Genomic DNA, 26,414 nt, shown 5'->3' on the forward strand with positions numbered 1-26,414 from the left:
TCGAAGGCCATGGATGGCCTTCGTCAAGCGTTCATGGATGAACTTGCAGCGTCTCTGGCATAAAGCCCTTCAACGCTCCAGCGAAACATGCGCCTTAACAGCCGCTTCCTCCCAAGCCCAGCGAAACATGTGAATCGCAGCCGCGTTTTGCTATGATATTCGTATTACTTTGGCTTTCAGGAGTTTGTACTTATGCCGCAGACGCAGCGCCCGCTTTATATTCCTTATTCTGGTCCGAATTTGTTGGAAACCCCGTTGCTGAACAAAGGCAGTGCGTTCAGTAAGGAAGAGCGCGCGGCGTTTAACCTGACGGGGCTATTGCCGCCTCGCTACGAGAGCATTGAAGAGCAGGCTGAGCGGGCGTACATGCAGTACAAGAGCTTTGAAACGCCTTTGAATAAGCACATTTATCTGCGCGCTATTCAGGACAACAACGAAACCTTGTTCTACCGCTTACTGGCGGATCATCTGGAAGAGATGATGCCAATCATCTACACCCCGACGGTGGGTGATGCTTGTGAAAAATTCTCGGATATTTACCGCAGCTCACGCGGCTTGTTCATTTCTTATTCTGAACGCGACCAGCTGGACGACATTTTGCGCAACGCCACGAAGCAAAAAGTAAAAGTCATAGTCGTCACCGACGGAGAACGCATTCTGGGCTTGGGTGACCAGGGCATTGGTGGCATGGGCATTCCAATTGGAAAGCTGTCGCTGTATACCGCTTGTGGTGGTATTAGCCCTGCGTACACCTTGCCGGTGATGCTGGATGTAGGCACCAACAATGAAAAACTGCTGGAAGACCCAATGTACATGGGCGCGCGTCACAAGCGTATTAATCAGGAAGAGTACGACGATTTCCTGGATAAATTTATTAAAGCTGTTACTAAACGTTGGCCGGAAGTGATGCTGCAGTTTGAGGACTTTGCTCAGCCTAATGCGATGCCACTGCTGCGTCGCTATCGTGATGAAGTCTGCTGCTTTAACGATGATATTCAGGGAACGGCGTCTGTCACCGTGGGTACTTTATTGGCGGCGTGTCGCCAGAAAGGTAAAAAGCTCAGCGAGCAGAAAGTGGTGTTTGTTGGTGCCGGCTCTGCGGGTTGTGGTATTGCTGAGCAGGTTATGATTCAAATGACTGCTGAGGGCTTAACGGAGGAGCAGGCGAAGAAGCAAATTTTCATGGTTGACCGTTATGGTTTGGTCATGGACACCATGGATGGTTTACGCGACTTCCAGCAGGCGTTGGCGCAAAAAACCGATGATTTAAACGACTGGGAATACAGTGGTGACTATCCGTCGTTGCTGGATGTAATGCATTGTGCTGAGCCAGATATTCTCATTGGTGTGTCCGGGCAGGCTGGCTTGTTTACCGAGCAAGTGATTGAGGCGATGGCAAAAAATGTCGAGCGGCCTATTATTTTCCCATTGAGCAACCCGTCTAAGCACGTGGAAGCGCATCCGGCTGATGTTCTTAAATGGACGAAAGGCAAGGCAATTGTGGCGACCGGTAGCCCCTTTGGCGAGGTTGAGTATGACGGTCAGTTGTATCCGATAGCGCAGTGTAACAACAGTTACATTTTCCCGGGCATTGGTCTGGGTGTGTTGTCGGTTAAGGCGCGTCTGGTTAGCGATGAAATGCTACGTGTGGCCAGTAAAACGCTGGCTGAGGCTTCTCCGAGCGCAAACGGGAAAGGTGACGCGCTATTACCGGCGTTCAATGACTTAACTCAACTTAGTAAAGACATTGCGTTTGCGGTGGGTAAAGTGGCTCAGCGGGAAGGCCTGGCGCTTGAAATTGATGACGATACGCTGCGTGAGCGCATCGACAACAATTTCTGGAAGCCGGAATACCGCTTTTATAAGCGCGTCAGCATTTAAGCGTGTGCGCTGTCGATGGCCTGTTGTAAGTCTTTCAGCAGGTCGTCGGCGCTTTCGATACCGACCGACAAACGCAATAAGTCTGAAGGAACCGGGGTGTCTGGTCCTTCAATACTGGCGCGGTGCTCAATTAGACTCTCTACGCCACCTAATGACGTAGCGCGATGCCAAAGCTGAGTTTGCGCAGCAACGGCAATAGCGGCTTTCTCACCACCCGCCAGACGAATAGACAACATACCGCCAAAGCCTCCCTGCATTTGCTTCGCGGCAACCTCATGCCCGGCAAAGCTTTTAAGCCCCGGATACAGCACTTCGACGATGTTAGGGTGTTGCTCTAACTGCTCAGCAATGTACAGCGCATTTTGACAGCTCTCGCGCACTCGTAAAAATAAGGTACGCATGCCGCGCAGCAGCTGGGACGCATCTTGAGGACTGGGTACTGCACCACTTTGTGCGCGAATAGCCACTAACCGCTGCCAGAACTCATTGTTTTCCCGCGCCGCCAACGCACCAGAAATAACATCAGAGTGACCGTTTAGATATTTGGTGGCTGAATGCATGACAATATCGGCACTTAAATCCAACGGCTTAGTGAGTAATGGTGTTGCAACGGTGGAGTCTACCGCCAGTAGCGCTCCGCAACTTTTTGCAATAGCCGACACGGCTTCTATATCGGTAACTGTCCACAGCGGGTTCCCCGGTGTTTCTAACCAAATAAGAGTCGGTGCTTTCTCATTGACTGACTCTTGCAACTCTTCGAGGTTACTCGTGTCTACAAAACGTATGTGTAATCCGGTGTCCTGACCAAAGGTTTTCAGCCACTGGCGCAGCGCCCAGTACATCACCTTAGGTGCTATAATGGAGTCACCGGGTTTTAAGGCTTGAAAGACCGCTGTCGCTGCCGCCATACCAGAGGCAAACAAGCGAGCATCAACAGCGTTTTCAAGCTCTGCCAGAAGCTTTTCAGCCGGGCGATAGGTCGGGTTGTCAGCTCTGGAATACACCAAACCGGAGCGGTACTGGTTATCGCTGTCGCGTAGATAGGTGGTAGATGTGTATACTGGGGGAATAATAGATACATCTTTAATGTATTTATTGATTCCGCCTTGTGCGAGCACAGACTGTGATGAAAAACGTGTTGTCGTCATAGAAGTCTCGTAAGGTTATCGTGTAAATATCTCGTACAAAGTAATCTCAATGCGAGATTTTACGTAATAAGGAAGTAGTTCGTTTCATCCTACATGAAGGAGTATTGTAATGCGTTATATTTTGTCTTTATTAGCAGGTTCATTGTTGTTTGTCGCAAACGCAGCGCAAGCCAACGAATGTGAGCTCACTATCGATAGCACTGACAACATGAGGTTTGATAAAAAGGAGCTATCAGTTCCTGCCAGCTGTAGCGAAGTAACTTTAACTCTGACGCACTCAGGTAAGTTGGACAAAAAAGTTATGGGACACAACTGGGTATTAAGTGAAGCGGGTGACATGCAGTCGGTCGTGCAGCAGGGTATGTCAGCAGGTCTGGAAAGCAATTATGTGCCAGAGTCTGACGCCGTTATTGCCGCAACTGATGTTATCGGCGGTGGTGAAGAGACCTCAGTGACGTTTTCTACTGAAGGTATGAGTGCTGACGGTGAGTACAAGTTCTTTTGTACTTTCCCGGGTCACTCAGCCATCATGCAAGGTACATTCTCTATTAAGTAACTGTTAATAGCAGAATTACTGACACAATGAGATGATACAGCTGCAGCCATTGGGCTGCAGTTTTTTTGGAGTTAACCGAAGTTTATGAAGCATTTTTTGTCGATTGCAGTATTAGGTTTGTTGTCTGCCTTTATGTACGCAAGTGCAGCGCAAGCTCAACAGTTTGGCTCTCGTGAAGCTTTGGTGCTGGTTGAGCCTGTGCAGTTTGAGCAGGAGAAAAACCGAGTTGAAGCGGTGGGAACGGCGGAAGCAGCACGTTCTATCACTATTTATCCGGCGGTGGGCGACCGTGTGGTCGCGGTGTATTTCGAGCCCGGACAAGTGGTGGAAGAAGGTGAGCTTTTGGTCGAGCTGGATGCAAGACGACAAAAAGTAGCGGTTGAGCAAGCGCAAATCAACTTAAGAGATGCGCAGCGCACTGTTGAGCGTTTGCGCGAAAGTCATGAGCGCGGCGCAGTGCCTCAGTCAGAGCTTGATAATGCGGTACTGCTAAAAGACTTAGCTCGTGTCGAATTAGATAATGCCAAAATTGAGCTGGAAGACCGCTTTATTCGTGCACCCTTTGAAGGTGTCATAGGCATTACCGACGTGGAAGTGGGGGATCGCATTGACGAGCAAACAGCTATTGCGACCTTGGATGACCGCTCTTCGTTATTAATTGATTTCAAAATTCCTGAAGCGGCGGTATCGCTATTGGGCGAAGGTGCCGAGCTGAAAGTGCAGCCGTGGCGTTATTCAGGGCAACCAGTAACGGCAGAAATTGTTGAAATGGACTCTCGGATTAATCCGCAAACACGGATGTATCGCGCCCGGGCACGCATTAATAATGAAAATGATGATTTTCTGCCGGGAACCAGTTTCCGTACGTCTATTTCTCTTGCTGGTCAGGAGTTCGCAGCAATTCCGGAAGCGGCCTTGTCCTGGGGCGTGAATAACCCGTTTGTCTGGGTGGTTGAAGGCAAAAATGCGAAGCGCGTGGAAGTTCAAATTGAGCAGCGTTTAGCGGGTCGGGTATTAGTCTCAGGCAATATTCAGCGAGACGACTTGCTAATTGTTGAGGGTGTGCAGAGCTTACGTGATGGGCAGCCGGTTAAGTTTGACCGTACCACCTTGGATAACGGCGGGGAGCTTAGCGAATAATGTCTGATAAGCAACTCGATACGCATACCGATACTAACGACTTACCGTCGGTGTCTATCCGCCGGCCGGTACTGATTGTTGTACTCAATATTCTGATTGCCATTGCTGGTGTAGCGGCACTGATGGGTGTTGAAGTGCGTGAGCTGCCCGATGTTGACCGACCTGTCGTTGGTGTGAGTGCCTCTCTGCCCGGTGGTGCGCCAGAAACCGTCGATGCGGAAGTGACCAGTATTTTAGAAGGGGCGGCAGCGCGTGTTTCGGGTGTCAGAAACATTAACTCGCAGAGTGAAGAAAACAGCGCCCGTATCTCCATTGAATTTAACCCGGGGGTTGACCTGGATGTGGTTGCGGCGGAAGTTCGTGAAGCGGTGAACCAGGTTCGCAGAGAGCTCCCCGATGACGTTGAACAAGTTAACGTTCGCAAGGCTGACAATGACGCACGCTCGGTACTGGATATTGCAGTCAGCAGCGACACCTTAACGCTTGAACAGTTAACACGCCGACTCGAGACGGACTTATCACCTGAGTTTTTGGCCATAAATGGTGTGGCTGATGTGCGCTTAAATGGTGATCGTGAACGGGTTATGCGGGTGGATCTGGATCCACTGAAACTGGTGAGCTTTGGTATTTCGGTCACAGATGTCGCCGACGCATTACGTCAGGCTCCGTTTGATGTGCCTGCGGGGAGTTTGAAGTCGACGGATCAGCGTTTGATTATTCGTGCCGATGCGACGGCAATCAACGAAGAGCAAGTCGAGAATATTATTATTCAGGACGACATTCGTGTGGGTGATGTCGCTCAAGCGTATTTTGCGCCGTCGGATGCCAGCAGCTTCGTGCGCTTGGATGGCAAGCCGGTGGTAGGTTTGGGAGTTATTCGTCAGGCGGGCTCTAACACCATTGAAATTTCTGACCGGGCCATTCAGGTACTGGAGCGTCTGCGCGATCGCTTCCCGGATATGGAAATGACCATTACCAATGACGATGCGCAGTTTATTCGTAAGTCGGTGGCGGAAGTTGTTACTACCCTTGCTATAACTATTGTGTTGGTGGTGGGAACCTTATGGGTATTTATTGGCTCTTTCCGGGCGACTATTATTCCGGCGCTGTCGATACCCGTGGCTTTATTTGGTGCGGTTGCCGCCATATGGCTGATGGGCTTTTCGGTCAACATATTGACCTTGTTGGCACTGGTTCTGGCCACCGGTTTGATTGTCGATGACGCTATTGTTGTCACGGAGAATATTCAGCGACGCCGTAATATGGGGCTCGGCAGCCGCGCCGCGGCCGTCCTGGCGACGCGAGAAGTGTTCTTCGCGGTGGTTGCGACGACAGCAGTTCTGGTTGCTGTATTTGTGCCCATTGCGTTTTTACCGTCAACCGCAGGTCGGTTATTTCGGGAGTTTGGCGGAGTGCTTGCCGCGGCCGTCGTTATTTCGTCTTTCGTGGCACTGTCGCTAGTACCGGCGTTTACGGCGCGTTTGCCTAAATCTGCCGGTAAAACCAATATCTTCGGCGGTATTGGCCACAAGTTCAAAGGGTTCTATCAAAGAACACTCCATAAGGCGCTGAATGCCAGCTGGGTGATAGGCGTAGTGTCGTTACTGGCAGCTGGCGGTGGCGTGGTGCTATTCGAGCAAATCGATAGTGAACTCATGCCCGATGAAGACCGCGGTGCGGTAAGAGTTTTTGCGCGTGGACCAGACGGTGTTGGTGTTAAGTTTATGGACCGACAGGCGCGTCAGCTGGAAGAGATCTTGCTCGAATATAAAGAAAGCGGCGACATTGAGTCCATTTATACCGTAGTTGGTCAGTGGGACCCGAACATTGTCTTTATCAGTGCCAACCTGAAGCCGTGGGAAGAGCGGGACATTAGTCAGCAGGAGATTATTGAGAATATCCGTGAGCCATTAAGCCAGGTACCGGGCGCGCCGGGCCGAGCCTTTGGTGACAACAGCCTGAATTTGCGAGGCCAGGGCGGTGGTATTGAAATGGCTATCACGGGCGAAAACTACGCCGAAATCTTTAAAGTTGCGCGCGAATTTACCGCTGAAGTTGAGCGACAGATTCCGGAAATGGGCAACTTAAATGTGTCGTATCAGCCTACACAGCCTCAGTTGCGCGTGAAAATTGACCGTCGCCGGGCAGCGGAGCTAGGCGTATCGCTTAGTGATATATCGTCGACATTGCGCGCCGCAATTGATGGCGATGACGTCGCTGACTTAAACGTCGGTGACCAACAAGTTCCACTCATGCTGCGCACTCGTAACAATATTATTCAGTCGCCGCAAGACATGCAGAATCTGTATGTGTCCTCAAGCGATGGTGGCTTAGTACCAATTTCCAGTGTCTCGGAAATTGTTGAAGAGGGCGTGTCGGCAGAGCTTGAGCGTCAGGCGCAGCGTCGCGCCATAGAAATTGACGGTGACTTACCGGAAGAGTTGCCTATGTCTGAAGCGGTAGAGCAGTTGCGTGCGGTTGCACAGGATGTTTTGCCAGACGGCATGGGCTTAGTGTTCCTGGGCGAAGCCTCGACCTTTGAGGACACCTCTCAGGAAGTGGCAATGACGTACATTCTGGCATTCTTAATAGTTCTGCTGGTATTGGCGGCACAATTCGAGTCGGTGAACAGTGCGGTGGTGGTTATGTTGACAGTGCCCTTTGGTATTGCTGCAGCAATTTATGCGTTGTTCTTAACTGGCACGTCAATGAACATCTATTCGCAAATCGGCTTAGTCATGTTGATAGGCTTGCTGGCAAAGAACTCCGTATTATTAGTGGAGTTTGCCGACCAATTGCGCGACCGCGGATTTAGCGTTCGTGAGGCTATAGAGGAAGCCGCGCTGATACGCCTGCGTCCAATTATGATGACTCTGGTGTCGACCATTTTAGGTGGTTTACCGCTGATATTGTCAGCCGGTGCCGGCGCAGAAGCTCGTAACTCCATTGGTTGGGTGGTATTTGGTGGCTTAGGTTTAGCCACGCTGTTTACCTTGTATCTAACGCCAGTACTGTACTTGTGGTTAGCCCGCTTCACTAAACCACGCGCTGACGAAGCCTCGCGCCTGGAAAAAGAAATGCAAGAAGCAAGGTAGCCTGCCGTTGGAGCACTGTACCTGACGTTATTTACGTCAGGTACGATTCTTATTTTATGCTATAATAGTAGCAATTAATCGTAATAAAAGACCATTTTTGCTGCTATTATGACACTTCAGCTAAACACAGCGTTTGACACGCAACTAGATTTAAAGCGACATATGAAGCAGCGCAGGAAAGCTCATAAGCTTTCTGTAGAGGCGTTGGCGGAAAAGTCGGGCGTGCCTTATGGGACTATTCGTAAGTTTGAGAGCACCGGGAATATCTCGTTACGCCAATTTCTCATGTTGGTGGAAGCATTGGGAGAGCTCAACAAGCTGCGCGAATTTCTGAAACAGGAAGAGAATCCCAAAACGATAGAAGAGGTTCTGAACAATGCTTGAAACACCTCTTCAGGTAAAAAGAACACTGACAACCGGTCAGTGCATCGATGTTGGAGCCTTGGCTGAAAATAAAACGGGTGTGTACTTTCAGTACGACAAAGAGTACCTGCAGCGTCGAAACTCGTCGTTAGCACCGTTCAATTTAGCCTTTTCGAAGGAGCTTCAAAAGGCACCTAAACAACCTCATTATGGGCTGCATGGTGTTTTCGCTGATAGCTTGCCGGACGGTTGGGGACTTTACCTACTCGATAGGGTACTACGAAAGAACGGGTTTAACCCTCAAAGGGTCAGTGCACTTGAGCGTTTAGCCGTTATTGGCGGAAATTGCCTGGGTGCGTTGTCGTATCAACCACAAACCTCGCTTAATCAGTCTCCAACAGAAGATATAGCTTTGACTGCTTTGGGAAAAGAAGCGGTTAAAGAGTTTGAGGGAACGGAAACCGAGCTCATTGAACACTTACAAACTGCCGGTGGCTCTGGAGGTGCGCGACCGAAACTAAATGCCACATTGATGGAAAACGGACAGTACTCAACGCATCCTTTAGAGAACCATCTTTGGATTATGTCGATTTGGTTAAAGCAACGAGGTTGCTATGTGGTGTTGATGATGCCAAAAAGCTTGTAAAGCGGATGTTGTTCAATTACATAATGGTAAACTAGGATGACCATTCAAAGAACTTCAGTTTTCTGGCCGACGATGAGGATAACTGGCAGCTCTCACCATGCTACGACATTGTATACAGCCCATCGCCATACGAGGAGCACATGACAGCTTTCAACGGCAATGGTCGCTTTCCCGATAAAGAAGCGCTCGAGATAATAGCTGCCCAGGCTGGTTTTAATAATTCGAAGCCCATTAATCAGATGGTGGAGGAAATCGCAGAGGCCGCTCAGTCGTTCGAGACTGAGGCGAAGTGTGTTGGTGTATCAAATACACTGATAAGAACAATAACGGAAGATATAAAAAAGCGTATTTCAACGATTAGTTAACGTCCCAACGGCGGCGGATTTGATCAAGTTCGCCGTTGTTTTCTAACGCTTCCAGAGCTTTATTTAATTGATTCAGTAATTCGTCACTGCCCGCTTTTACCGCAAAGCCGACAGGCACATTGATGTCGGGTTGCCATAAAACACGTACGTTGATATCCAGCTGCTTTGCCAGGTAACGGCCTACTGCTTCCGGCATGATAACGGCTTCCACTTCACCCATTGCCAACTGGTTCATTGCTTCAGCTTTTGACGATGCCTGATTAATACGAATCGCGTTATCCAGGCCTATGTCCTGCAAGTGCGCTTCCAATACCGAATGCCGGTCACCGCTAATACGTTTGCCGACCAACCCGCGTACGGATTCAGGACTGCTTTCATTGTCTAAAACAAACAAAGTAGTGACGCGATTATAATACGGACTGGAAAAGTCAAAATACTGCTGACGAATGGTGGTTTGCTCCATGCCCATTGCCATGTCGAGCTCGCCGAAACGCAGTAAACTGACCACGTTGTCCCAGTCGTGTTGGTGTAGCGTGTACTCTTTATTCAAATAATTGAACACCGCTTTGGTGACATCCACATCAAACCCAGTCAGCTCGCCATTTTCTGCAAACTGATACGGCGGGTAGCCGGTGGCTAAACCAATGTCTTCAGCGTTACTGAACGCTGAAGAGCTCAGGCTTAAAAAGGCCGTTAGGGTGAGTGTGGAAAGTCTGCTCATTTAGTGTCCTGTTACGGAAAGTTTCGCCTTTATATAGTCAGCGTGGCTTATGTACAACAAGTCGGCAAGCTTGCGAAGCATTGCTTCTTCGTGCGGATCAAGTTCATTATCAGTGTAGGCAACAGCCCACAAACTTTCCAATAATTGGACTTTTTCGCTGTATTCGAGGGCTTTGAGAGGTGCTGTAAAATCGTGCAGAGAAGCGGCTTCTTTTACTGCTTCTACGGCTTTATCAACAGCGCTTTCCGCAGCACTCCCTTCAAGTTGATATTCGTTTTTCAAGTCCGCTAGCAGGTAGTCGCGCTCTTCATTCGACAACACACCATCGGCCAGGCTAATTTCAGTCATGAGTATGAGTGATAAAAACGCCTCGTCGCTGAGACCCTCTGCATGATACTGCTTCGTCTGCTCCGCTGCTGGAGCAACATTAAAAAAGCTTTGTAAGGCTTTAAGCATACAACATCCTACTTCTGTAAATTGGGTAAATAAAAGGAAAACACCGTGCCTTCCCCCGGTGTTGATTGGACGTCGATTTCGCCCTTAAGTTTCTGCGTTACTAAGTTATAAACAATAGAGAGTCCAAGTCCTGAACCACCGTTGTGTCGAGAGGTGGTGAAAAAGGGCTCGAAAATATCTTTCAATGTATCGCTATCAATACCTTTTCCATTGTCGGAAAAGACAAACTGTACACCGTCTTTTTCCGGCTCCGCTGAAATCAGAATGCGATGCTCTTCGTCGGGCTCAACAAAAGCGTGCTCGTTAGTATTACTGATTAAATTCGTCACGATTTGCGCTAAAGCGCCTTGGTAAGTTCGTAAGGTGGTGGCTTCATCACAGCGAATATCAATACTGACTTTTTTCTTTTTCACCATCGGCTTCAGGCTTAAGGTGAGTGCCTGTAAATAATCTTTCAGTTGGCAGTCCACCAGCTCAAAGCTGGACTGATCAACCGCCGTTTTCTTAAAGTTTTGTATGAGAGTGGCGGCGCGCTCGAGGTTACTGTTCAGCAGGTCGTAGGCTTCAAAGGTATCGTCGATAAACTGGTTAAGCTGCTTTTTCGAAATAGAGCCTTCGGTAAAGGCCTGCTTCAGCTTTTTCAAACGATGCTCACAATGTGTGACTGCGGTCACCGAAATGCCTAGCGGCGTATTCACTTCGTGCGCAACGCCGGCCACTAGCTTCCCTAAAGCGGCCATTTTCTCCGTTTCAATGAGTCGCTCTTGTGCTTGTTTAAAGTTATCGAGCGCCTTGGTTAATGACTGTGTGCGTTCTGCAACCATACTTTCGAGTTGCTCGTTCTGACGAATCAGTAGCTGCTCAAAACGTTCGCGTTCCGCCGCACTCACTGCGCGCCCATAAATGTCGGCGAGAACCCCCACAAAAGCGACTTCGTCTGGTGTCCAGCTGCGGTGCTCTTTGCGTGTTTCGCAGCACATAACACCTATCATTTCACCCTTATGACGAAGGGGCACATCCAGTACCCCATAAATGCCGTACTCGGGTAAGTAGTCAGGGGCGAGTTCGGCGGTAATAGGGTTATTACGCGCATCGTTGGCAATAATGGTGCGCTCTGTTTCAAGTGCTTCAAAGTAAGACGGCAACTCGGACTTTCTCAACACGGGAGTTTCAGCGTCTTGGCGCAAGGTATCAATCAAGGCAGTCGCAATCATGCTTTGCTTGTCGGGCTGTAACTCCCAGATACTGACTCGCGTAATATCCAGACCTTTTAAGGCTGAATCCAGAATAAACTGTGAGGCACGTGCTAGGTTGCCACCGTCGATTTCCGGTGAGCGGGACACTTCGAGCAAAATGTTTTCCAGTGACTCGTTCATTGTTTATCCGTTTGTTGATCACCTGTTAACTATAACGTAATGAAAGACTTTGTCTATTGGTTGACCTGTTCATTAAACGACAAGAATGCGCATTTGGACGAGCTTAACTGGACTTTTTTTATAAAGGTTCATACAAAGGGAGCACGTTTTAAAAGAGGCAATACCATGAAAAAGACAACATTAACCTTGGCGGTGCGATATTACCAGCGCCTCGCGAGCGAGACGCCTTTTTCTGGGAAGAGTAAAGGTAATAGTGGCTCAGGACGCCGCCGCGGTTTCAGAAACCACCTGGCGGAACCAGCGGTGTCCTGCGTCGTGTTGTAAAAGCGGCGACCAAATCATGGTCAGTGTCAGTCCCGGAATATCAAACGGCGGCGCTTTCATAACCAGTTGGTCGTCGTCTTTATAAAGTTCGGCGGCTTGAGTTGGCAGTGTGGCAACCAGCCCCTGACGTGCCAAGTACATAGCGACGTGATAATTACGCGTAAATACTTTTATGTGGCGACGCTTGCCAATTTTATCGAGCGCATCGTCGACCCAACCCAGCTTCTGAACATCGTGCGGATCCATCCCGACACCGACACCAAAACCGGTTTTACTGACCCAAACATGCTGCGCTGTTAAGTAATTATCGAGCGTGTAGTTGTCGAGCAGCGGGTGGTCTTTATGTATTAAGCAGGAAAATTCGTCGGTCCAGAGAATTTTTTGGTGAAACGACTGTGGCAGCTGTTCAAATCGGTTAATGGCTAAGTCGACTTTGCCGTTTTCTACGTCATGAAAGCTAATGTCACTGGGCGTCATTATGTCTAACGACACGTTTGGGGCTTGTTCGTCGAGCTTTTCCAGTAACCGAGGCATCAGCGTTGATGCAGCATAGTCGGACGCCATAATACGAAAAACACGCTCACTGGTTGGCGCATCGAACTCCCGCACCGGCTGTATCATTTCTTCTACTGAATACAGCACAGTGCGCAGCGACTCCTGCATATCCAGAGCGCGCTGAGTTGGTTGCATCCCGTCGCTGGTGCGTACCAGAATAGGGTCATTGAGCAAGTTACGCAGACGTTTCAGACCGTTACTCATGGCTGGTTGCGTAATATTCAGCTGCGCCGCCGCCCGCGTGACGTTCTTCTCGCGCAACAAAACATCCAGGTAAACCAGCAGGTTAAGATCAATATCTTTAATGGTATTCATAACTGTCCAGAATCAGTGGGATATGAAAAATCTATCGGCATTATAAATAGGGTGAATGTATAACGCTAGCGCTGTTTATTTCGGATAACGCTTAAATTTATTTGATTATTTTTATTAATCCACCATAATTAATTTATTAATGTCTTTATCAATTATATTTGGTGGTTAAGTGCTTGTCGCTGAAGAGTTCTTATCAACGCTGGGGAAGCTCATAAAGCACCAGCGATCGCTGTCTATGGATCAAGCCGAGTTCGCCAAACGCTTAGGGTGCGGCGTCAATACGGTTTATCGTATGGAAAAAGGGCAGCCTGTAAATTCTCTGACACTATTGTCCGCGTTAGAGTTACTCGGGTTACTTGAGCATTTCACCAAAGTGCTTGACGACCAGTACGCGCGCGTCGCGAACGGGCCACAACGCAAACGTCGTAAGCTGGACGAGGACTTTTCAAATGACTTCTAAAGCGTATGTGTTTATTGAAGGCTTAGAGAGCGAGCCGGTTGTTTGCGGCATGCTGCAATATGATGCCGTCAATTCACTGGGGCGCTTTCGTTATGGCCAATCGTATTTAGCGCGCGATAATGCATTTGCATTGGATCCTATCCATTTACCCCTCTCAGAAGAGATATTTGAAACCCGCGCTAATAAGGGTCTATTTGGGGTTTTGATGGACGCCGGTGCTGATGCCTGGGGACGGAAACTGATTAACCAACTGAGAAAAACGAAACCTGAGAATGAGTTGGAATACTTAATTGCCGGTGCCTCAATGGGCGTGGGGGCTGTTAGTTTCAGTCTTTCACAGTCAAAAGCCAAAGCAAAAGTCTCTCGAAATACCTTAGATGACTTGCAGCTGCTTATTTCCGGAAAAAAAGCCATTTTGAGCGCTGAAAAAGTGTCTGTTGAAGTCAAAAAGGCCTTTCAGTATGGCGAGTCGATGGGTGGAGCAAGGCCGAAAACGTTGTTACAGCATGAAAATCAGCTTTTTCTAATAAAATTTAACCGCTCTGATGACCTTTATAATGTCGCCCGCGTTGAGGCCGCCACCATGGCTATGCTGAGTGAACTCGATGGCGTACGTGTTGCTAAAACAACGCTTGTTGAAGGTGATGAAGATGTGTTGATGAGCCGGCGCTTTGACCGACACGGTGTCGATATAACACATCACTTTATGAGTGCAAATTCGTTGCTGTCGGACGGGAGTGTCAGTGAAGCCATGCTTAAAAGCAGTTATTCGTACGGTGCACTGGCCGAGTATTTGCGTAAGTACAGTGAGTCGCCTGATGATGCGCCCGAGCTGTTTAAACGTATGGTATTTAACGTGCTCATAGGTAATACAGACGACCATGGTCGTAATCATGCGTTGCTGTGGGATTTAAAAAGCGGAGGTTGGCGCCTGTCTCCGGCTTACGATGTATTACCTATTAATAATAGCCAACAACACGCATTGGGTATTGGTGATGAAGGCAGAAAAGGGAGTTTGGCGAATCTGCTATCGCAAAGTCGACGGTTTGCGGTATCGCCGGCAAAAGCGCAAAAAATTGTCCAATCTACTCAAGAGCTGGTGAGTGGCCTCGTTATTTTGCATCTCAAGGCGTCGGTGAGGCTGATATAGAAAGCTTAAAAGCGATTATCCCGACTTCTGAACAACTGAAGGCTCCATAAATGAATATCACTTCAGAAACACTGGCACGTAGTATTCTCGATGGCTTTCATACCCATTACCGGCGTTTTCAGGCGCTGACGCAGGGGGCGCGGGAGCGCTTTTTGAAGCGGGACTGGACGGCAGTGGTATCGGCGGCAGCTGAGCGCATTCATTATTATGATCATCAGGTGGCGCTTACGGCCAAAAAGGTAGAACGTCGTGTCGATAAAGAGCTCGACGAAGCTTTGTGGCAGGCAACGCGGCAACGGTATCAGCAGCTATTGCAGTTTCACCCGCAGGCGGAGCTTGCTGAAACCTTTTACAACTCGGTGTTTTGCCGGGTGTTCGACCGTGCTTATTTTCACAATGACTATATTTTTGTGGAGACGGTTTTGGCGAACCACATTCCGGTGCCGGTGGAGAACGAGTGCCACTCATACTTTCCTGTGGTTGATGGCTTAGAAAAAACACTGACTCGCGTGTTTGACGACATAGGCCTGGGCGGTGAGTTTGAGAATTTTGAAAACGATATAGAGCAGCTGCGGGATAAGTTCTTCGAGCGCGCGACCGAGACCGACATTGAAGCCCACAATTTACGCATTGATGTCTTAAAAGCGCCGTTTTACCGCAATAAAGCGGCGTACATTGTCGGACGGGTGGTGACGGAAAATAACCACTATCCTTTTATTGTCCCTGTACTGATTAACTCTCAGGGCAAACTTTATGTGGACGCTTTTATTACGCGCTCGGACAGAATGGCGACCATTTTTGGTTTTGCCCGCTCCTATTTTATGGTGGAAACCGAGTCGCCGTCGGCGCTGGTCCGTTTTTTAAAAGACTTAATGCCGCACAAAACCCTGGCAGAACTGTACTCGTCGGTGGGCTTTCATAAGCAGGGAAAAACCGAGTTTTATCGGGAGTTTTTGCATCATTTACGCCGCACCGATGACCAGTTAGTCGCCGCCCCCGGTGTTAAAGGTATGGTCATGACGGTGTTTACGCTGCCGTCTTTTCCGTATGTGTTTAAGATCATTAATGACCGCTTAGGCAATACCAAAGAGTTTGGCCGACAGACGGTGATTGACCGTTACCGTATGGTTAAACGACACGACCGCGTTGGGCGTATGGCAGATACCCTCGAGTTTGTCGATGTCGCCTTGCCGCTGGAACGAATTTCAGCGGACTTACTGGAAGAGTTTAAGCAACGCATTGCTAACTCCATTTCAATTGAAGGCGATACGTTAGTCATCCATCAGTTATTTGTTGAACGCCGTATGACTCCGCTGAACCTGTATTTAGAATACGCCAATGACGCTGAAATTGATGCGGCAATGGACGAATACGGCTGGGCGTTAAAAGATATGATGGCAGCCAATATTTTTCCCGGCGACATGCTGCTGAAAAACTTCGGTGTGACCCGACATAAGCGCGTGGTCTTTTACGACTATGACGAAGTTCGATACTTAACGGATATGAGCTTTCGTAAGCTGCCCCAGAACGACTGGGAAGTGTCTATGGCGCCTGACGATGTGTTTCCTGAGCAGCTGGCGCAGTTTGCGGTACCGCAGGCCAAATACCGCGACCCATTACTGAAGCGTCACCCGGAGCTGGTTGATCCGACTTACTGGCGGCGCATACAAAAACACATCCGCGAGGGTGTTCTGACGGATGTGTTTCCTTATGAAGCCGAGCTGCGTTTTACGCGGAGGTTTTAAACTGCTCTTCTTCGGTTGAGCCGGTCAGTGCGGTGACGGATGACACGCCGCCCTGAATCACATTGGTAAGCTCGTCAAAGTATCCAGTGCCTACTTCCTGTTGGTGGGCCACGAAGGTGTAGCCTTTGTCTGCCGCTTCAAACTCCTGTTGCTGCAGTTTTACGTAGGCTGACATGTCGTTGCGTGCGTAGTCGTGCGCCAGTTCGAACATGTGGTACCACATATTGTGCACGCCCGCTAAGGTAATGAACTGGAATTTGTAACCCATCGCAGCTAATTCGCGCTGGAATTTGGCAATGGTGGCGTCGTCCAGATTACGTTTCCAGTTAAACGACGGCGAGCAGTTATAGGCTAATAGCTTACCTGGGTATTTCGCGTGAATGGCCTCGGCAAACTGACGCGCTTCGTCTAAGTCAGGCTTCGCCGTTTCACACCAGATTAAATCAGCAAATGGCGCATAGGCTAAGCCGCGTGAAATGGCCTGTTCAATACCCGGTTTAACGCGATAGAAGCCTTCTGCTGTGCGGTCACCGGTAATGAACGGTTTGTCGTTCGGGTCAAAGTCGGAAGTCAGCAAGTCGGCGGCGTTAGCATCAGTACGTGCAACAATGAGCGTTGGCGTACCAGCAACGTCAGCGGCTAAACGTGCGGCGGACAGTTTCTGTACGGCTTCTTGCGTAGGCACCAGTACCTTACCACCCATGTGACCACATTTTTTAACGGACGCTAACTGATCTTCAAAGTGAACCCCGGCGGCACCGGCTTTTATCATGTTTTTCATCAGTTCATAGGCGTTAAGTACGCCGCCAAAACCGGCTTCGGCGTCAGCGACAATGGGCGCAAAGTAGTCGACATAGTTGTCGTCTTCCGGTGTTACGCCTTTTGACCACTGAATTTGGTCAGCGCGGGCGAACGAGTTATTAATGCGCTCAACCACGGTGGGCACTGAATCGACCGGATACAGCGACTGGTCCGGGTACATGCTGCACGCAGAGTTATTGTCTGCAGCAACCTGCCAGCCTGACAAGTAGATGGCTTGTAAACCGGCTTTCACTTGCTGCACAGCCTGACCGCCGGTTAATGCGCCCAGTGCGTTGACATAGTCTTTGCCGAACTTTTCCTGAGCTTTGCCGTGAATTAACTGCCACAGTTTGTTCGCCCCGTTTTTGGCGTAGGTATACTCCGGTTGCACGGTGCCGCGTAAGCGAACAACGTCTTCGGCACTGTAAGGGCGCTCAATACCGTCCCAGCGTGAGTCTTTGTCCCACTGCTCTTGTAACTCTTTAACTTGCTGAGCGAATGATAAGTTTGTGGTTGTCATGATCGTATTCCTTGTTGTTCTTTAATAATGTTGTGAATTGAAATTAGTTGAGTTGCTCGTAGCCGGGCAGGGTCAAAAAGTCGACCAGCTCGTCGGCGGTGGTGATGTTTTCAAGCAGTGTCAACGCCTGTTCAAACGGCTCGTTACTCCAGCGCTCGCTACCCACTTCTTTTTTTACGACGTCGGCTTCTTCCTGCAGAAGTTGCGTGAATAAGGCTTTGGTGACCGGCGTGCCGTCCGAGAGCTTTTTGCCATGACGGATCCATTGCCAGATAGAGGTGCGGGAAATTTCTGCGGTGGCAGCGTCTTCCATCAGACCATAAATTGGTACGCAGCCTTTGCCGTTTAACCAGGCTGCAATGTATTGTAGAGACACGCGAATGTTGGTGCGCATGCCGGTTTCGGTGCGCTCGCCGTCACATGGCTGAAGTAATAACGCTTGGTCAATATCATTGTCGTCTTCGCGCAGTACATGCAGCTGATTGTCACCTTTAATACCATCAACAAAGATCTTGCGAACGGTATCGGCAAGACCGGGATGGGCTATCCAGGTGCCGTCGTGCCCGTTGTCTCGCTCCAGCGTCTTATCGGCGTGGACTTTAGCGAGGATTTTTTCGTTCTCAGCTGGATCTTTGCTGGGAATAAAAGCCGCCATGCCGCCCATCGCCAATGCGCCCCGTTGATGGCAGGTTTTGACCAATAAGCGCGAATAAGCGTTTAAGAACGGTTTGTCCATGCTGACGACCTGACGGTCAGGTAAGACACGATCGGCGTGCGCTTTCAGGGTTTTGATGTAGCTGAAAATGTAGTCCCAGCGACCACAGTTCAGTGCGGCAATGTGGTCTTTTAAGGCGTGCAGAATCTCGTGCATCTGAAATACCGCTGGCAGCGTTTCAATAAGCACGGTGGCTCGAATGGTGCTGGTCTTTAAGTTAAATTTTTTCTCGGTGAAGTGGAAAACGTCGGCCCACCATTTCGCTTCATCGCTGTGCTCGAGTTTCGGCAGGTAGTAATACACGCCAGAGCCCTGCTGCAGGCGTTGCTGGTAGTTCAGTAAAAAGTACAAAGCAAAATCCATCAAGGCGCCGGGAATCGCCTGACCATTGCGCTGTACGTGTTTCTCCGGTAGGTGCAACCCACGAACCCGGGCAATAAGCAGCGCCGGGTTCTCGCCGACTTTGTAATGTTTACCGCTGTTAGGATCGGTGTAGGTCATGCCGCCAATATTAGCGTCGCGCAAGTTAATTTGGCCGTTCACCATGCCGTCCCAGGTGGGCGACTGTGAGTCTTCAAAGTCGGCCATGTAGCAGTCGACGTTTGCGTTTAGTGCATTAATGACCATTTTGCGGTCGACGGGGCCAGTAATTTCCAGGCGACGTTTTTTTAAGTCTTTTGGCAGTTCGGCAATTTTCCAATGGCCTTCGCGAATGCCCTGGGTGTTGGGATCAAAGTCGGGAAGGGCACCGCTGTCGTAATAAGCCTGACGTTGCTGGCGATTTTCCAGTAGCTCGTTTAAACGAGGCTGAAACGTATCCACCAGCTCGGCAAGAAACTCTTGATGCTCATCGCTGAATAACGTTTTCGCATTGTTATCAAGCGGCTGACTGAATTGAAATAGATTGTTCATTTTTGAATCCGTTGTTACTGGTTTGTTAACACGGATTCAGAATAGGCGCTGGTCGCACCATTAGTCTAATTTATGCAGTAAATTAACGGTATTCACGTAAGTTATTTTAATGTTGAAGGTAGCTGTGTCTAAAATTCGAGCGGGGCTAGTCTGACTAATCTTTTAAATACTATTTTAATAGTATTTAAAAGGGTATGGAGCGGCTGTAGATAGATAATTCTATTTAAATAGACTTTTAGATGAGTGTAAGAGAAGGCATTGGCCCTCTCTTACACACTACGGAGTTTAGATTCTAAAGCGTTTGACTAATTCGCTCAGACTAACAGCCAAGCGTGACAGCTCGTCACTAGACGCGTTGGTCTGTTCGGCACCGGACGCGGTTGAGTTAGACAGGTCGCGAATGCTGACCAGGTTCTTATCAACGTCACGAGCCACATTGGCTTGCTCTTCAGCGGCGCTGGCAATGGAGGTGTTATGGTTGTTGATTTCGCTGACAGCGGTTGCAATAAGTTGCAATGCTTCGCCCGCTTCACGAGCCACATCGAGTGTGCGAGTCGCTCGTTCCATGCTTTTCTCCATGGTTGATACAGAGCGGTCGCTGGATTCGTTAATGGCCTTAACCATGTCCTCAATTTCAACGGTCGACTGCTGAGTCTTGTGAGCCAAAGAGCGTACTTCGTCGGCAACCACCGCAAAGCCTCGACCCGATTCACCAGCGCGTGCGGCTTCAATGGCTGCGTTCAGTGCCAGTAAGTTGGTTTGTTCGGCAATACCACGAATAACTTCCAATACCTTGGTAATGCTGGTAACTTTTTCTGCAAGTTCAGTTACGTTACTCGACGAGTCACCAATTTCTTGTGACAACTCTTCGATGGCTCTGACGGTTTGGCGAACTCTGTCGTCACCTTGTTGTGCTTGACGGTTGGCTTCTTCAGACGCTTCCGATGCATTTTGTGCATCCTGAGCCACGGTTTCGACAGCGGTAGTCAACTCGTTAACGGCAGTCGCTGCCTGTTCGAGTTCTTCGGTTTGCTGCTGAATAGTGCGGGTCGAATCTTGTGTTACCGAGCTTAACTCTTCAGAGGTTGACGCCAGCTGTTCGGAAGACTCAGAAATAGTACTGATGGATTCGCGCAGCTCGTCACGAGTTTTAATCAATTGTCTCAGTAATTGAGCCGGTTCATCGTTGCCGACAACGTCTATGGTTTGAGTTAAGTCGCGAGAGGCGATGACTTTAGCAAAATCCACAGCGGCGGATATTGGGCTGACGACACTTTTGGTTATCATAATAGCAAAGAAAATGAGTAACGATACGACCGCAATAATCGCAATGATGACAGCGATGTTGGCGCTTTCATGAACATTGGCCGCATTATCGCTTGCATCACTGATTAACGCCATTTCGCGCTGCTGAAGCTGGTCCAATTTAGCCGATATTTCACCACTCAATGGAATTAATGAGTTTTCACGCAGTGATGCGATAACATCAGGAAGTCTTGCATTAACTAACTCTAGAAACTGCTTGTTGAGCTGCCAATATTTTTTATCAAGCGCTTTGTACTCGTTAAACAGTTTTCGTGCTTCAGGGTCTTCGATAAGAGAACTGTATTCTTCCTGGGCTTCTTTTAAACTGGCCGAAGCTGAATCTAATCTATCTAAGTAGCGTTGCAGACGGTTAGGGTCGTTTAAATAGGTGTAAACGTTAGCTGAGTATATGTTGACGTAAAGAAACTCGTTATTTAGTGCATTGACTTTTTCCACTGCAGGCACTTGCTTGTCGGTAATAACATGCATGCGATCGGCAATGGCGCCCATTCTATTGAGAGCAAACAGCCCAAGAACGATAACGAATACGCCGATTAGACCGAATGCCCCAATGGCTCTGGTACCTATAGAAAACTGTCGTAACATGTGATGATCCTTTTACTAACGTTTAAACGACCTGGCATTAATCTAAATCAATGATGCTGCTTGTTTGTATCGGCAGCTAGTCGGAAAAACAATAGCTTTTTAATAACTTTTTTAGTTTTTCTTGAGTCGGTTCAATAGTTTCGGTCAATAAATACTCGTCGGGCTGATGCGCTTGTTTTATTGAACCGGGGCCCATAACTAAGGTTTCGCAACCTAACTCTTGCAGAAAAGGTGCTTCGGTGCAGTAGTTTACGGCCTGCGCTTGTGACTGCGAGACTTTTTCGGCGAGTTGTACCAAGGCTGTGTCAGGCGCTTGCTCAAATGCAGGAACTGGGTGGTGCAACGAGATAAGTTCGACACTGCCCGGATAGCGTTTTTGTATGCCTTTGGTTGCTTTATGCAAATGGACGTAGAGTTCATCGACAGATAATCCGGGGAGAGGGCGCACGTCTAAATGGAGTTCACAACAGCCGCAAATACGGTTGGCGTTGTCGCCACCATGAATGTGCCCGAAGTTCATCGTTGGTTGGGGCACAGTGAAGCTTGAATTTGAATATTTATGCTTAAATTCTTCTTTGAGTTGCATGAGTGAAGAAATGACTTCGTTCATAAGTTCAATAGCATTAATACCCAGCGCTGGATCGGAGCTGTGACCAGAGCGGCCGGTAATGCGAATGACCTCGCTCATATGGCCTTTGTGTGCATAAACAGGGCGCATGTCGGTAGGCTCGCCTATGACACAATAATCGGGGTGAAGGTTAGCAAAGCGACTGACTTCACGTGCACCATTCATGGTGGTTTCTTCGTCGGCAGTGGCCAGTACCATAATAGGCTTGGTTTGTTGGTGGGTATCCAGTTCACTCAAAGCTTGCATAACAAAGGCAAAAAAGCCTTTCATATCAATACTGCCAAGCCCGTACCAGCGGTTATCCTGTTCGGTGAGTTTAAAAGGGTCAAAATTCCACCGGCTGGCATCGTAGGGCACTGTATCGGTGTGCCCTGATAGCAGCAACCCGCCATTTCCTGTACCACGGCGAGCCAGTAAATTGTATTTACCCTGCTGACTTTTTAGTTCGTTAATCTCGCACTCAAACCCAAGCAAATCCAGCCACTCAGCCAATAAGTCAATAACCTTTTTATTGCTGGTGTCCCATTTCGGGTCGGTCGCACTAATAGACGGAATAGCAATCAATTGCTGGTACATCGAAAAGAAAGAAGGTAACGACTGAGCGTTCATAAACACGACTCCAAGTAAAATAGTTATTCATTATTATTGCATAAATATTTTTATTCGTTTATTCTGCATTTTTAAGCATAAACAGCAATGGTTTTTTCATGCAGTACCAGACACAACAGTCACACACCGTCGCCATTATTGGAGCCAGCGGCTATGTTGGCGCCGAACTCTCACGGTTAATACAGAAGCACTCAGCTCTAAAGCTGTTTGGCTGCTACGTGTCTGAGCATAGCAGTGATGCAGGCACCTTGCTCGGCGATTTACATCCGCAATATGCACATTCTTTAGCTGCACCTTTGCAGCCCTTGTCGAGCGCTGCTAAAGCGGCGATTATTGAACAAGCGGACACGGTATTTTTATGCACGGATCATGCGGTTAGTGTGGCATTGGCACCCGATTTTTTGCAGGCGGGGCTTAAAGTTATCGACTTGTCTGGTGGGTTTCGGCTGCACGATGTAAACCAGTATTCCGAATTTTATGGCTTTGAGCACAAGCACACCGACTGGTTAGACAGAGCGGTGTATGGTCTGGCTGAGTGGCACGCTGCGGATATTACAACCGCACAGCTGGTTGCGGTGCCCGGCTGTTATCCAACTGCTGCATTAATGGCGCTGCTTCCGCTAAAACAAAAAGCGTTGCTTACCGACAAAAAAGTGATTGTAAATGCGGTATCTGGTGTTACCGGGGCAGGACGTAAAGCATCACTGACCAGTCACGGTGCTGAGTTATCGCTACAAGCTTACGGACTCTTTGGTCACAGGCACACACCGGAAATAGCTCAACAGCTGCAACAAGAGGTGCTTTTCACGCCGCATTTAGCAAACTTCCCGAGAGGCATCTTAGCAACCGTTTATGCAACCTTGAATGACACGGTGACTGACGATGACCTTGCCAACGCTTATCAGTGCTATGCGAATACACCTTTGGTACGGGCGAAAAGTCAAAGCCGCCCCGCTATTAAGGACGTGGTGCAGCAGCCATTTGTGGATATTGGCTGGCACCGGCAGGGTAACCAACTCATTGTGCTGTCGGCAATTGATAACTTACTGAAAGGCGCGGCGAGTCAGGCTATTCAGTGCATTAATCTGCAACAGGGGCTGCCGGTTGAGGAGGGCTTGCTATGAAAGTCATAAAACTCGGTGGCAGCCTGTTAGAACAACCGGAAGCTTTAAGTGCGTTGTTTCAGTCACTGCAACAAAACGATGATGACATTGTGCTCGTGCACGGCGGCGGAGCGCTGGTACAACAGTGGTTGACAACGGCCGGTTTACAGAGTGAAAAGGTGAATGGTTTAAGAGTCAGCCCTGAGCAACACATGCTCTATATAGTTGGTGGTCTGGCGGGTGCGGCCAATAAAACCTTAATGAAACAAGCTATTACCGCAGGTTTAAAACCTATTGGTTTGACGCTTTATGAAGCGGGCGTTCTTTGTGCTAAACAGTCTGAAAACTTAGGTCAGGTTGGCGTCTGTCAGACTTCGGAAGCTACGCCCGGACTGTTGGCCGACTTACTGATGCATGGCTACCTACCCATTATCAGCTCTATCGGCTTTGGCGAAAACGGCGACTGGTTCAATGTGAATGCCGACGACGCCGCTGTGGCCGTCGCTGCCACCTACAATGCCGACTTGTTGTTTATTACCGACGTTGAAGCGGTGTTGGACGGCACTGGAACCCCTTTAAGCCATCTCAATTCAGAGTCTATTCAGCAACTTACCCAGGCGGGAGTGATTAAAGACGGCATGGAGGTAAAAGTTCGCGGGGCGTTAAGCGCCGCAAAACGCTTACGACGATGTGTGCGAATTGGCAGTTGGAATGTAATGAATAACCCCTTTTCAGGCACACAGATTAGTGAGTAAGTATGATGAAACATTGTTTATCCGGGCTGGAGTTTTCTCCGGCTGACACGTTACAGTTATTGGCGTTAGCGCAAGCGCAAAAAGCCTACCCCGAAAACTACCAACACACGCTGGCCGGCAAAAGCGTGGTTACCCTATTTGAAAAACCAAGCCTGCGCACGCGACTGTCTTTTGATATTGGTTTGCAGAAATTAGGCGGTCATGCCGTGTACCTGAACGAGCAGGGGCAGGGTATGGGCGTACGGGAAACCGTCGCCGATTACGCAAGAAACCTCTCCTGCTGGGCGGATGCCATTGTCGCCCGGGTGATGTCGCATAGCACCTTAGAAGAATTAGCGCAGCACGCATCAGTTCCTGTGGTGAACAGTCTGTGCGACTTGTTTCACCCCTGCCAGGCACTGGCGGACTTTCTAACTTTGCAGGAGCAGTACGGCAAGCTGAAGGGCTTGAAGTTAGTGTACCTAGGTGACGGCAACAACGTGTCGCACTCGCTGATGCTAACCGCCGCCACAGTAGGCACCGATTGCACCATTATTTGCCCGAAAGGCTATGAGCCCGATGCGGATCTTGTGGAAAAAGCGAAGACTTTGGCGAAGAAGAGCGGCGCCAACATTGTTGTAACGCATGATATTGCTGCGGTGGCAGGCGCCGACGCACTCTACACCGACACCTGGGTGTCCATGGGGGATGACAAACCTCTGGATGAAGTACGCGAGATTTTCCACCCCTATCAAATTAACGCGCAGCTGGTTGAGCACAGTGGTGCCACTTCGGTGCTGCACTGCCAGCCGGCACACCGCGGCTATGAAATTACCTCCGATGTTATGGACGGCCCACTGTCGCGCTGTTTTCAGCAGGCTGAGAACCGGCTTTACGCACAAAACGCCTTATTAACCTTGTTATTAAACCCAACGGCAGCAGTACTGCCAGAATCTATGGAGAAAGCCTCATGAGTCACGTGAAGAAAGTTGTATTGGCCTATTCTGGCGGTCTGGACACCTCGGCCATTGTGCCCTGGTTAAAAGAAAATTATGGCTGTGAAGTGGTGGCTTTTGTGGCTGATGTTGGCCAGGGCGCCGAAGAGCTGGAAGGCGTGGAAGAAAAAGCCAAAGCGTCCGGTGCGTCCGAATGCCACGTGGTTGATTTAAAAGACGAGTTTGTGAAGAGCTACGTGTACCCAACACTCAAAACCGGAGCCATTTACGAAGGCACCTATTTGCTGGGTACGGCCATGGCGCGTCCGATTATTGCCAAAGCGCAAGTTGAGGTGGCCCGTAAAGTGGGTGCGGATGCGCTGGCGCACGGTTGTACCGGTAAAGGGAATGATCAGGTCCGCTTTGAGTCCTGCTACGCCGCTTTAGCTCCTGACTTACACGTGATAGCTCCGTGGCGCGAGTGGGAGCTGAGCAGCCGCGAGTCTCTGTTGGGTTATTTGGCGGAGCGGGATATCCCGTGCTCGGCGTCAGCCACCAAAATCTACAGCCGTGATGCCAACGCCTGGCATATTTCGCACGAAGGCGGCGAACTGGAATACCCCTGGTGTGAGCCAACGGATAAAGTCTGGACCATGACGACATCGCCCGAGCAGGCACCGGATAAACCGGAGTATGTTTCCGTTAAGGTCAAAAATGGTGAAATTACGGCGGTGAATGACAAGGCGCTGTCGCCTTTTGAATGCCTGGATGTGTTGAATGACATTGCCGCGAAACATGGTGTCGGGCGCGTGGATATTGTGGAAAACCGTTTAGTGGGCATGAAAAGCCGCGGCTGCTACGAAACCCCTGGCGGCACCGTCATGATGGTGGCCTTGCAGGCTATTGACGAGCTGGTATTGGATAAAACCAGCCGCAGCTGGAAAGCGCAGTTGAGCGAGCAGTTCGCCCAGCTGTTGTATGACGGACGCTGGTTTACCCCATTGCAGCAGTCGGTCATGAGCGCGGCACAATCACTGTGCTCGACCGCCAGCGGCGACGTGGTGCTGAAGCTCTATAAAGGCTCAGTGACTGCGGTTCAGAAACGTTCTCCGAATAGCTTATACAGCGAAGACTTTGCGACTTTTGGTGCGGACGAAGTCTATAACCAGGCGCACGCCGAAGGCTTTATTCGGTTGTTCTCCCTTCCTAGCCGGATAGCGGCGTTACAGAAGCAACAAAAGGGGTAGATT

At 49.3% G+C, this 26,414-nt stretch carries 23 protein-coding genes; 14 read left to right on the plus strand and 9 right to left on the minus strand.

Annotated elements, in window-relative coordinates:
- Window positions 1–192 precede the first annotated feature (192 nt).
- Window positions 193–1,881 carry an NAD-dependent malic enzyme gene (locus tag BLT32_RS11540; RefSeq protein WP_053954418.1) on the plus strand — a complete coding sequence of 563 codons (1,689 nt, stop codon included), beginning with the start codon at window positions 193–195 and terminating at the stop codon, window positions 1,879–1,881.
- Here BLT32_RS11540 and BLT32_RS11545 read toward each other — a convergent pair.
- Complete coding sequence (locus BLT32_RS11545; protein WP_053954419.1) at window positions 1,878–3,029, minus strand: trans-sulfuration enzyme family protein; 1,152 nt, start codon at window positions 3,027–3,029, stop codon at window positions 1,878–1,880. The two genes, BLT32_RS11540 and BLT32_RS11545, sit on opposite strands and share 4 nt — an antisense overlap.
- Window positions 3,030–3,138: 109 nt before the next feature.
- Here BLT32_RS11545 and azu point away from each other — a divergent pair, with 109 nt between their 5' ends.
- The 6 genes from azu to BLT32_RS12995 all read left to right on the plus strand — a co-directional run bounded on the left by azu (window position 3,139) and on the right by BLT32_RS12995 (window position 9,194).
- Window positions 3,139–3,585 (plus strand): azurin, encoded by a 447-nt coding sequence (gene azu / locus BLT32_RS11550; RefSeq protein ID WP_053954420.1) that lies wholly within the window; start codon window positions 3,139–3,141, stop codon window positions 3,583–3,585.
- An 84-nt stretch (window positions 3,586–3,669) separates the two neighbouring features.
- On the plus strand, window positions 3,670–4,725 hold the full coding sequence (locus BLT32_RS11555; protein WP_053954421.1) for an efflux RND transporter periplasmic adaptor subunit: 1,056 nt from the start codon (window positions 3,670–3,672) through the stop codon (window positions 4,723–4,725).
- Window positions 4,725–7,820: an efflux RND transporter permease subunit gene (locus BLT32_RS11560; protein WP_053954422.1), complete on the plus strand. Its 3,096-nt coding sequence runs from the start codon at window positions 4,725–4,727 to the stop codon at window positions 7,818–7,820. The genes BLT32_RS11555 and BLT32_RS11560 overlap by 1 nt, the downstream gene beginning before the upstream one ends.
- A 108-nt stretch (window positions 7,821–7,928) precedes the next feature.
- A complete protein-coding gene (locus BLT32_RS11565; RefSeq protein ID WP_053954423.1) occupies window positions 7,929–8,204 on the plus strand; it encodes a helix-turn-helix domain-containing protein in 276 nt (91 codons plus the stop codon).
- Entirely contained in the window at window positions 8,197–8,829 is a 633-nt protein-coding gene (locus tag BLT32_RS12990; RefSeq protein ID WP_053954424.1) for a HipA N-terminal domain-containing protein, read from the plus strand. The genes BLT32_RS11565 and BLT32_RS12990 overlap by 8 nt, the downstream gene beginning before the upstream one ends.
- 62 nt (window positions 8,830–8,891) lie before the next feature.
- Entirely contained in the window at window positions 8,892–9,194 is a 303-nt protein-coding gene (locus BLT32_RS12995; RefSeq protein ID WP_235444014.1) for a HipA domain-containing protein, read from the plus strand.
- Here the strand turns inward: BLT32_RS12995 and BLT32_RS11575 are convergent.
- The 4 genes from BLT32_RS11575 to BLT32_RS11590 all read right to left on the minus strand — a co-directional run bounded on the left by BLT32_RS11575 (window position 9,187) and on the right by BLT32_RS11590 (window position 12,941).
- Window positions 9,187–9,915 carry a transporter substrate-binding domain-containing protein gene (locus BLT32_RS11575; RefSeq protein ID WP_053954426.1) on the minus strand — a complete coding sequence of 243 codons (729 nt, stop codon included), beginning with the start codon at window positions 9,913–9,915 and terminating at the stop codon, window positions 9,187–9,189. The genes BLT32_RS12995 and BLT32_RS11575 overlap by 8 nt on opposite strands.
- Window positions 9,916–10,371, minus strand: a complete 456-nt coding sequence (locus tag BLT32_RS11580) for a tellurite resistance TerB family protein (protein ID WP_053954427.1) — start codon at window positions 10,369–10,371, stop codon at window positions 9,916–9,918.
- Window positions 10,372–10,379: 8 nt separating this feature from the next.
- A complete protein-coding gene (locus tag BLT32_RS11585) occupies window positions 10,380–11,747 on the minus strand; it encodes a sensor histidine kinase (RefSeq protein ID WP_053954428.1) in 1,368 nt (455 codons plus the stop codon).
- 258 nt (window positions 11,748–12,005) lie between these two features.
- Window positions 12,006–12,941 carry a LysR family transcriptional regulator gene (locus tag BLT32_RS11590; RefSeq protein WP_053954429.1) on the minus strand — a complete coding sequence of 312 codons (936 nt, stop codon included), beginning with the start codon at window positions 12,939–12,941 and terminating at the stop codon, window positions 12,006–12,008.
- A gap of 169 nt (window positions 12,942–13,110) precedes the next feature.
- Between BLT32_RS11590 and BLT32_RS11595 the strand changes: the two genes are divergently transcribed.
- The 3 genes from BLT32_RS11595 to aceK are packed head-to-tail and all read left to right on the plus strand — an operon-like array spanning window position 13,111 to window position 16,296.
- A complete protein-coding gene (locus BLT32_RS11595; protein WP_053954430.1) occupies window positions 13,111–13,401 on the plus strand; it encodes a helix-turn-helix domain-containing protein in 291 nt (96 codons plus the stop codon).
- Window positions 13,391–14,551 carry a type II toxin-antitoxin system HipA family toxin gene (locus BLT32_RS11600; RefSeq protein WP_235444013.1) on the plus strand — a complete coding sequence of 387 codons (1,161 nt, stop codon included), beginning with the start codon at window positions 13,391–13,393 and terminating at the stop codon, window positions 14,549–14,551. The genes BLT32_RS11595 and BLT32_RS11600 overlap by 11 nt, the downstream gene beginning before the upstream one ends.
- A 50-nt stretch (window positions 14,552–14,601) precedes the next feature.
- Entirely contained in the window at window positions 14,602–16,296 is a 1,695-nt protein-coding gene (aceK, locus tag BLT32_RS11605) for a bifunctional isocitrate dehydrogenase kinase/phosphatase (protein ID WP_053954431.1), read from the plus strand.
- On the opposite strand, the gene aceA is transcribed toward aceK, so the two are convergent.
- From aceA to argE, 4 genes are all read right to left on the minus strand, one after another.
- Complete coding sequence (aceA, locus tag BLT32_RS11610) at window positions 16,280–17,617, minus strand: isocitrate lyase (protein ID WP_053954432.1); 1,338 nt, start codon at window positions 17,615–17,617, stop codon at window positions 16,280–16,282. The two genes, aceK and aceA, sit on opposite strands and share 17 nt — an antisense overlap.
- Before the next feature lie 43 nt (window positions 17,618–17,660).
- Window positions 17,661–19,244: a malate synthase A gene (gene aceB, locus BLT32_RS11615; RefSeq protein ID WP_053954433.1), complete on the minus strand. Its 1,584-nt coding sequence runs from the start codon at window positions 19,242–19,244 to the stop codon at window positions 17,661–17,663.
- 285 nt (window positions 19,245–19,529) lie between these two features.
- Window positions 19,530–21,155, minus strand: coding sequence for a methyl-accepting chemotaxis protein (locus BLT32_RS11620; RefSeq protein WP_053954434.1), 1,626 nt, complete (start codon window positions 21,153–21,155; stop codon window positions 19,530–19,532).
- A 76-nt stretch (window positions 21,156–21,231) separates the two neighbouring features.
- Window positions 21,232–22,392, minus strand: coding sequence for an acetylornithine deacetylase (argE, locus tag BLT32_RS11625; RefSeq protein WP_053954435.1), 1,161 nt, complete (start codon window positions 22,390–22,392; stop codon window positions 21,232–21,234).
- A 98-nt stretch (window positions 22,393–22,490) separates the two neighbouring features.
- On the opposite strand from argE, the gene argC reads away from it, so the two are divergent.
- From argC to BLT32_RS11645, 4 genes are read left to right on the plus strand one after another with little or no spacing between them, the layout of a single operon-like run.
- The gene (argC, locus tag BLT32_RS11630) at window positions 22,491–23,516 is read left to right on the plus strand and encodes an N-acetyl-gamma-glutamyl-phosphate reductase (RefSeq protein WP_053954436.1); all 1,026 of its coding nucleotides are present in this window, start codon (window positions 22,491–22,493) and stop codon (window positions 23,514–23,516) included.
- Window positions 23,513–24,250: an acetylglutamate kinase gene (argB, locus tag BLT32_RS11635; protein WP_053954437.1), complete on the plus strand. Its 738-nt coding sequence runs from the start codon at window positions 23,513–23,515 to the stop codon at window positions 24,248–24,250. Before argC ends, argB begins: the two co-directional genes overlap by 4 nt.
- Before the next feature lie 2 nt (window positions 24,251–24,252).
- Window positions 24,253–25,203 carry an ornithine carbamoyltransferase gene (locus BLT32_RS11640; protein ID WP_053954438.1) on the plus strand — a complete coding sequence of 317 codons (951 nt, stop codon included), beginning with the start codon at window positions 24,253–24,255 and terminating at the stop codon, window positions 25,201–25,203.
- A complete protein-coding gene (locus tag BLT32_RS11645) occupies window positions 25,200–26,411 on the plus strand; it encodes an argininosuccinate synthase (RefSeq protein WP_053954439.1) in 1,212 nt (403 codons plus the stop codon). The genes BLT32_RS11640 and BLT32_RS11645 overlap by 4 nt, the downstream gene beginning before the upstream one ends.
- Window positions 26,412–26,414: the final 3 nt, after the last annotated feature.

The organism is Idiomarina zobellii, assembly GCF_900100855.1.
Lineage (GTDB): Bacteria > Pseudomonadota > Gammaproteobacteria > Enterobacterales > Alteromonadaceae > Idiomarina > Idiomarina zobellii.

What these genes read in the sequence shown, in the direction of transcription:
- BLT32_RS11580 (WP_053954427.1), bottom strand. Translation starts at nt 10,371, where the DNA reads ATGCTTAAAGCCTTACAAAGCTTTTTTAATGTTGCTCCAGCAGCGGAG.
- BLT32_RS11640 (WP_053954438.1), top strand. Translation starts at nt 24,253, where the DNA reads ATGATGAAACATTGTTTATCCGGGCTGGAGTTTTCTCCGGCTGACACG.
- BLT32_RS11565 (WP_053954423.1), top strand. Translation starts at nt 7,929, where the DNA reads ATGACACTTCAGCTAAACACAGCGTTTGACACGCAACTAGATTTAAAG.
- argE (WP_053954435.1), bottom strand. Translation starts at nt 22,392, where the DNA reads ATGAACGCTCAGTCGTTACCTTCTTTCTTTTCGATGTACCAGCAATTG.
- BLT32_RS11645 (WP_053954439.1), top strand. Translation starts at nt 25,200, where the DNA reads ATGAGTCACGTGAAGAAAGTTGTATTGGCCTATTCTGGCGGTCTGGAC.
- BLT32_RS11585 (WP_053954428.1), bottom strand. Translation starts at nt 11,747, where the DNA reads ATGAACGAGTCACTGGAAAACATTTTGCTCGAAGTGTCCCGCTCACCG.
- BLT32_RS11560 (WP_053954422.1), top strand. Translation starts at nt 4,725, where the DNA reads ATGTCTGATAAGCAACTCGATACGCATACCGATACTAACGACTTACCG.
- BLT32_RS11540 (WP_053954418.1), top strand. Translation starts at nt 193, where the DNA reads ATGCCGCAGACGCAGCGCCCGCTTTATATTCCTTATTCTGGTCCGAAT.
- azu (WP_053954420.1), top strand. Translation starts at nt 3,139, where the DNA reads ATGCGTTATATTTTGTCTTTATTAGCAGGTTCATTGTTGTTTGTCGCA.
- argB (WP_053954437.1), top strand. Translation starts at nt 23,513, where the DNA reads ATGAAAGTCATAAAACTCGGTGGCAGCCTGTTAGAACAACCGGAAGCT.
- aceA (WP_053954432.1), bottom strand. Translation starts at nt 17,617, where the DNA reads ATGACAACCACAAACTTATCATTCGCTCAGCAAGTTAAAGAGTTACAA.
- BLT32_RS11590 (WP_053954429.1), bottom strand. Translation starts at nt 12,941, where the DNA reads ATGAATACCATTAAAGATATTGATCTTAACCTGCTGGTTTACCTGGAT.
- BLT32_RS11545 (WP_053954419.1), bottom strand. Translation starts at nt 3,029, where the DNA reads ATGACGACAACACGTTTTTCATCACAGTCTGTGCTCGCACAAGGCGGA.
- aceK (WP_053954431.1), top strand. Translation starts at nt 14,602, where the DNA reads ATGAATATCACTTCAGAAACACTGGCACGTAGTATTCTCGATGGCTTT.
- BLT32_RS11575 (WP_053954426.1), bottom strand. Translation starts at nt 9,915, where the DNA reads ATGAGCAGACTTTCCACACTCACCCTAACGGCCTTTTTAAGCCTGAGC.
- BLT32_RS11600 (WP_235444013.1), top strand. Translation starts at nt 13,391, where the DNA reads ATGACTTCTAAAGCGTATGTGTTTATTGAAGGCTTAGAGAGCGAGCCG.
- BLT32_RS11620 (WP_053954434.1), bottom strand. Translation starts at nt 21,155, where the DNA reads ATGTTACGACAGTTTTCTATAGGTACCAGAGCCATTGGGGCATTCGGT.
- aceB (WP_053954433.1), bottom strand. Translation starts at nt 19,244, where the DNA reads ATGAACAATCTATTTCAATTCAGTCAGCCGCTTGATAACAATGCGAAA.
- BLT32_RS11555 (WP_053954421.1), top strand. Translation starts at nt 3,670, where the DNA reads ATGAAGCATTTTTTGTCGATTGCAGTATTAGGTTTGTTGTCTGCCTTT.
- argC (WP_053954436.1), top strand. Translation starts at nt 22,491, where the DNA reads ATGCAGTACCAGACACAACAGTCACACACCGTCGCCATTATTGGAGCC.
- BLT32_RS12990 (WP_053954424.1), top strand. Translation starts at nt 8,197, where the DNA reads ATGCTTGAAACACCTCTTCAGGTAAAAAGAACACTGACAACCGGTCAG.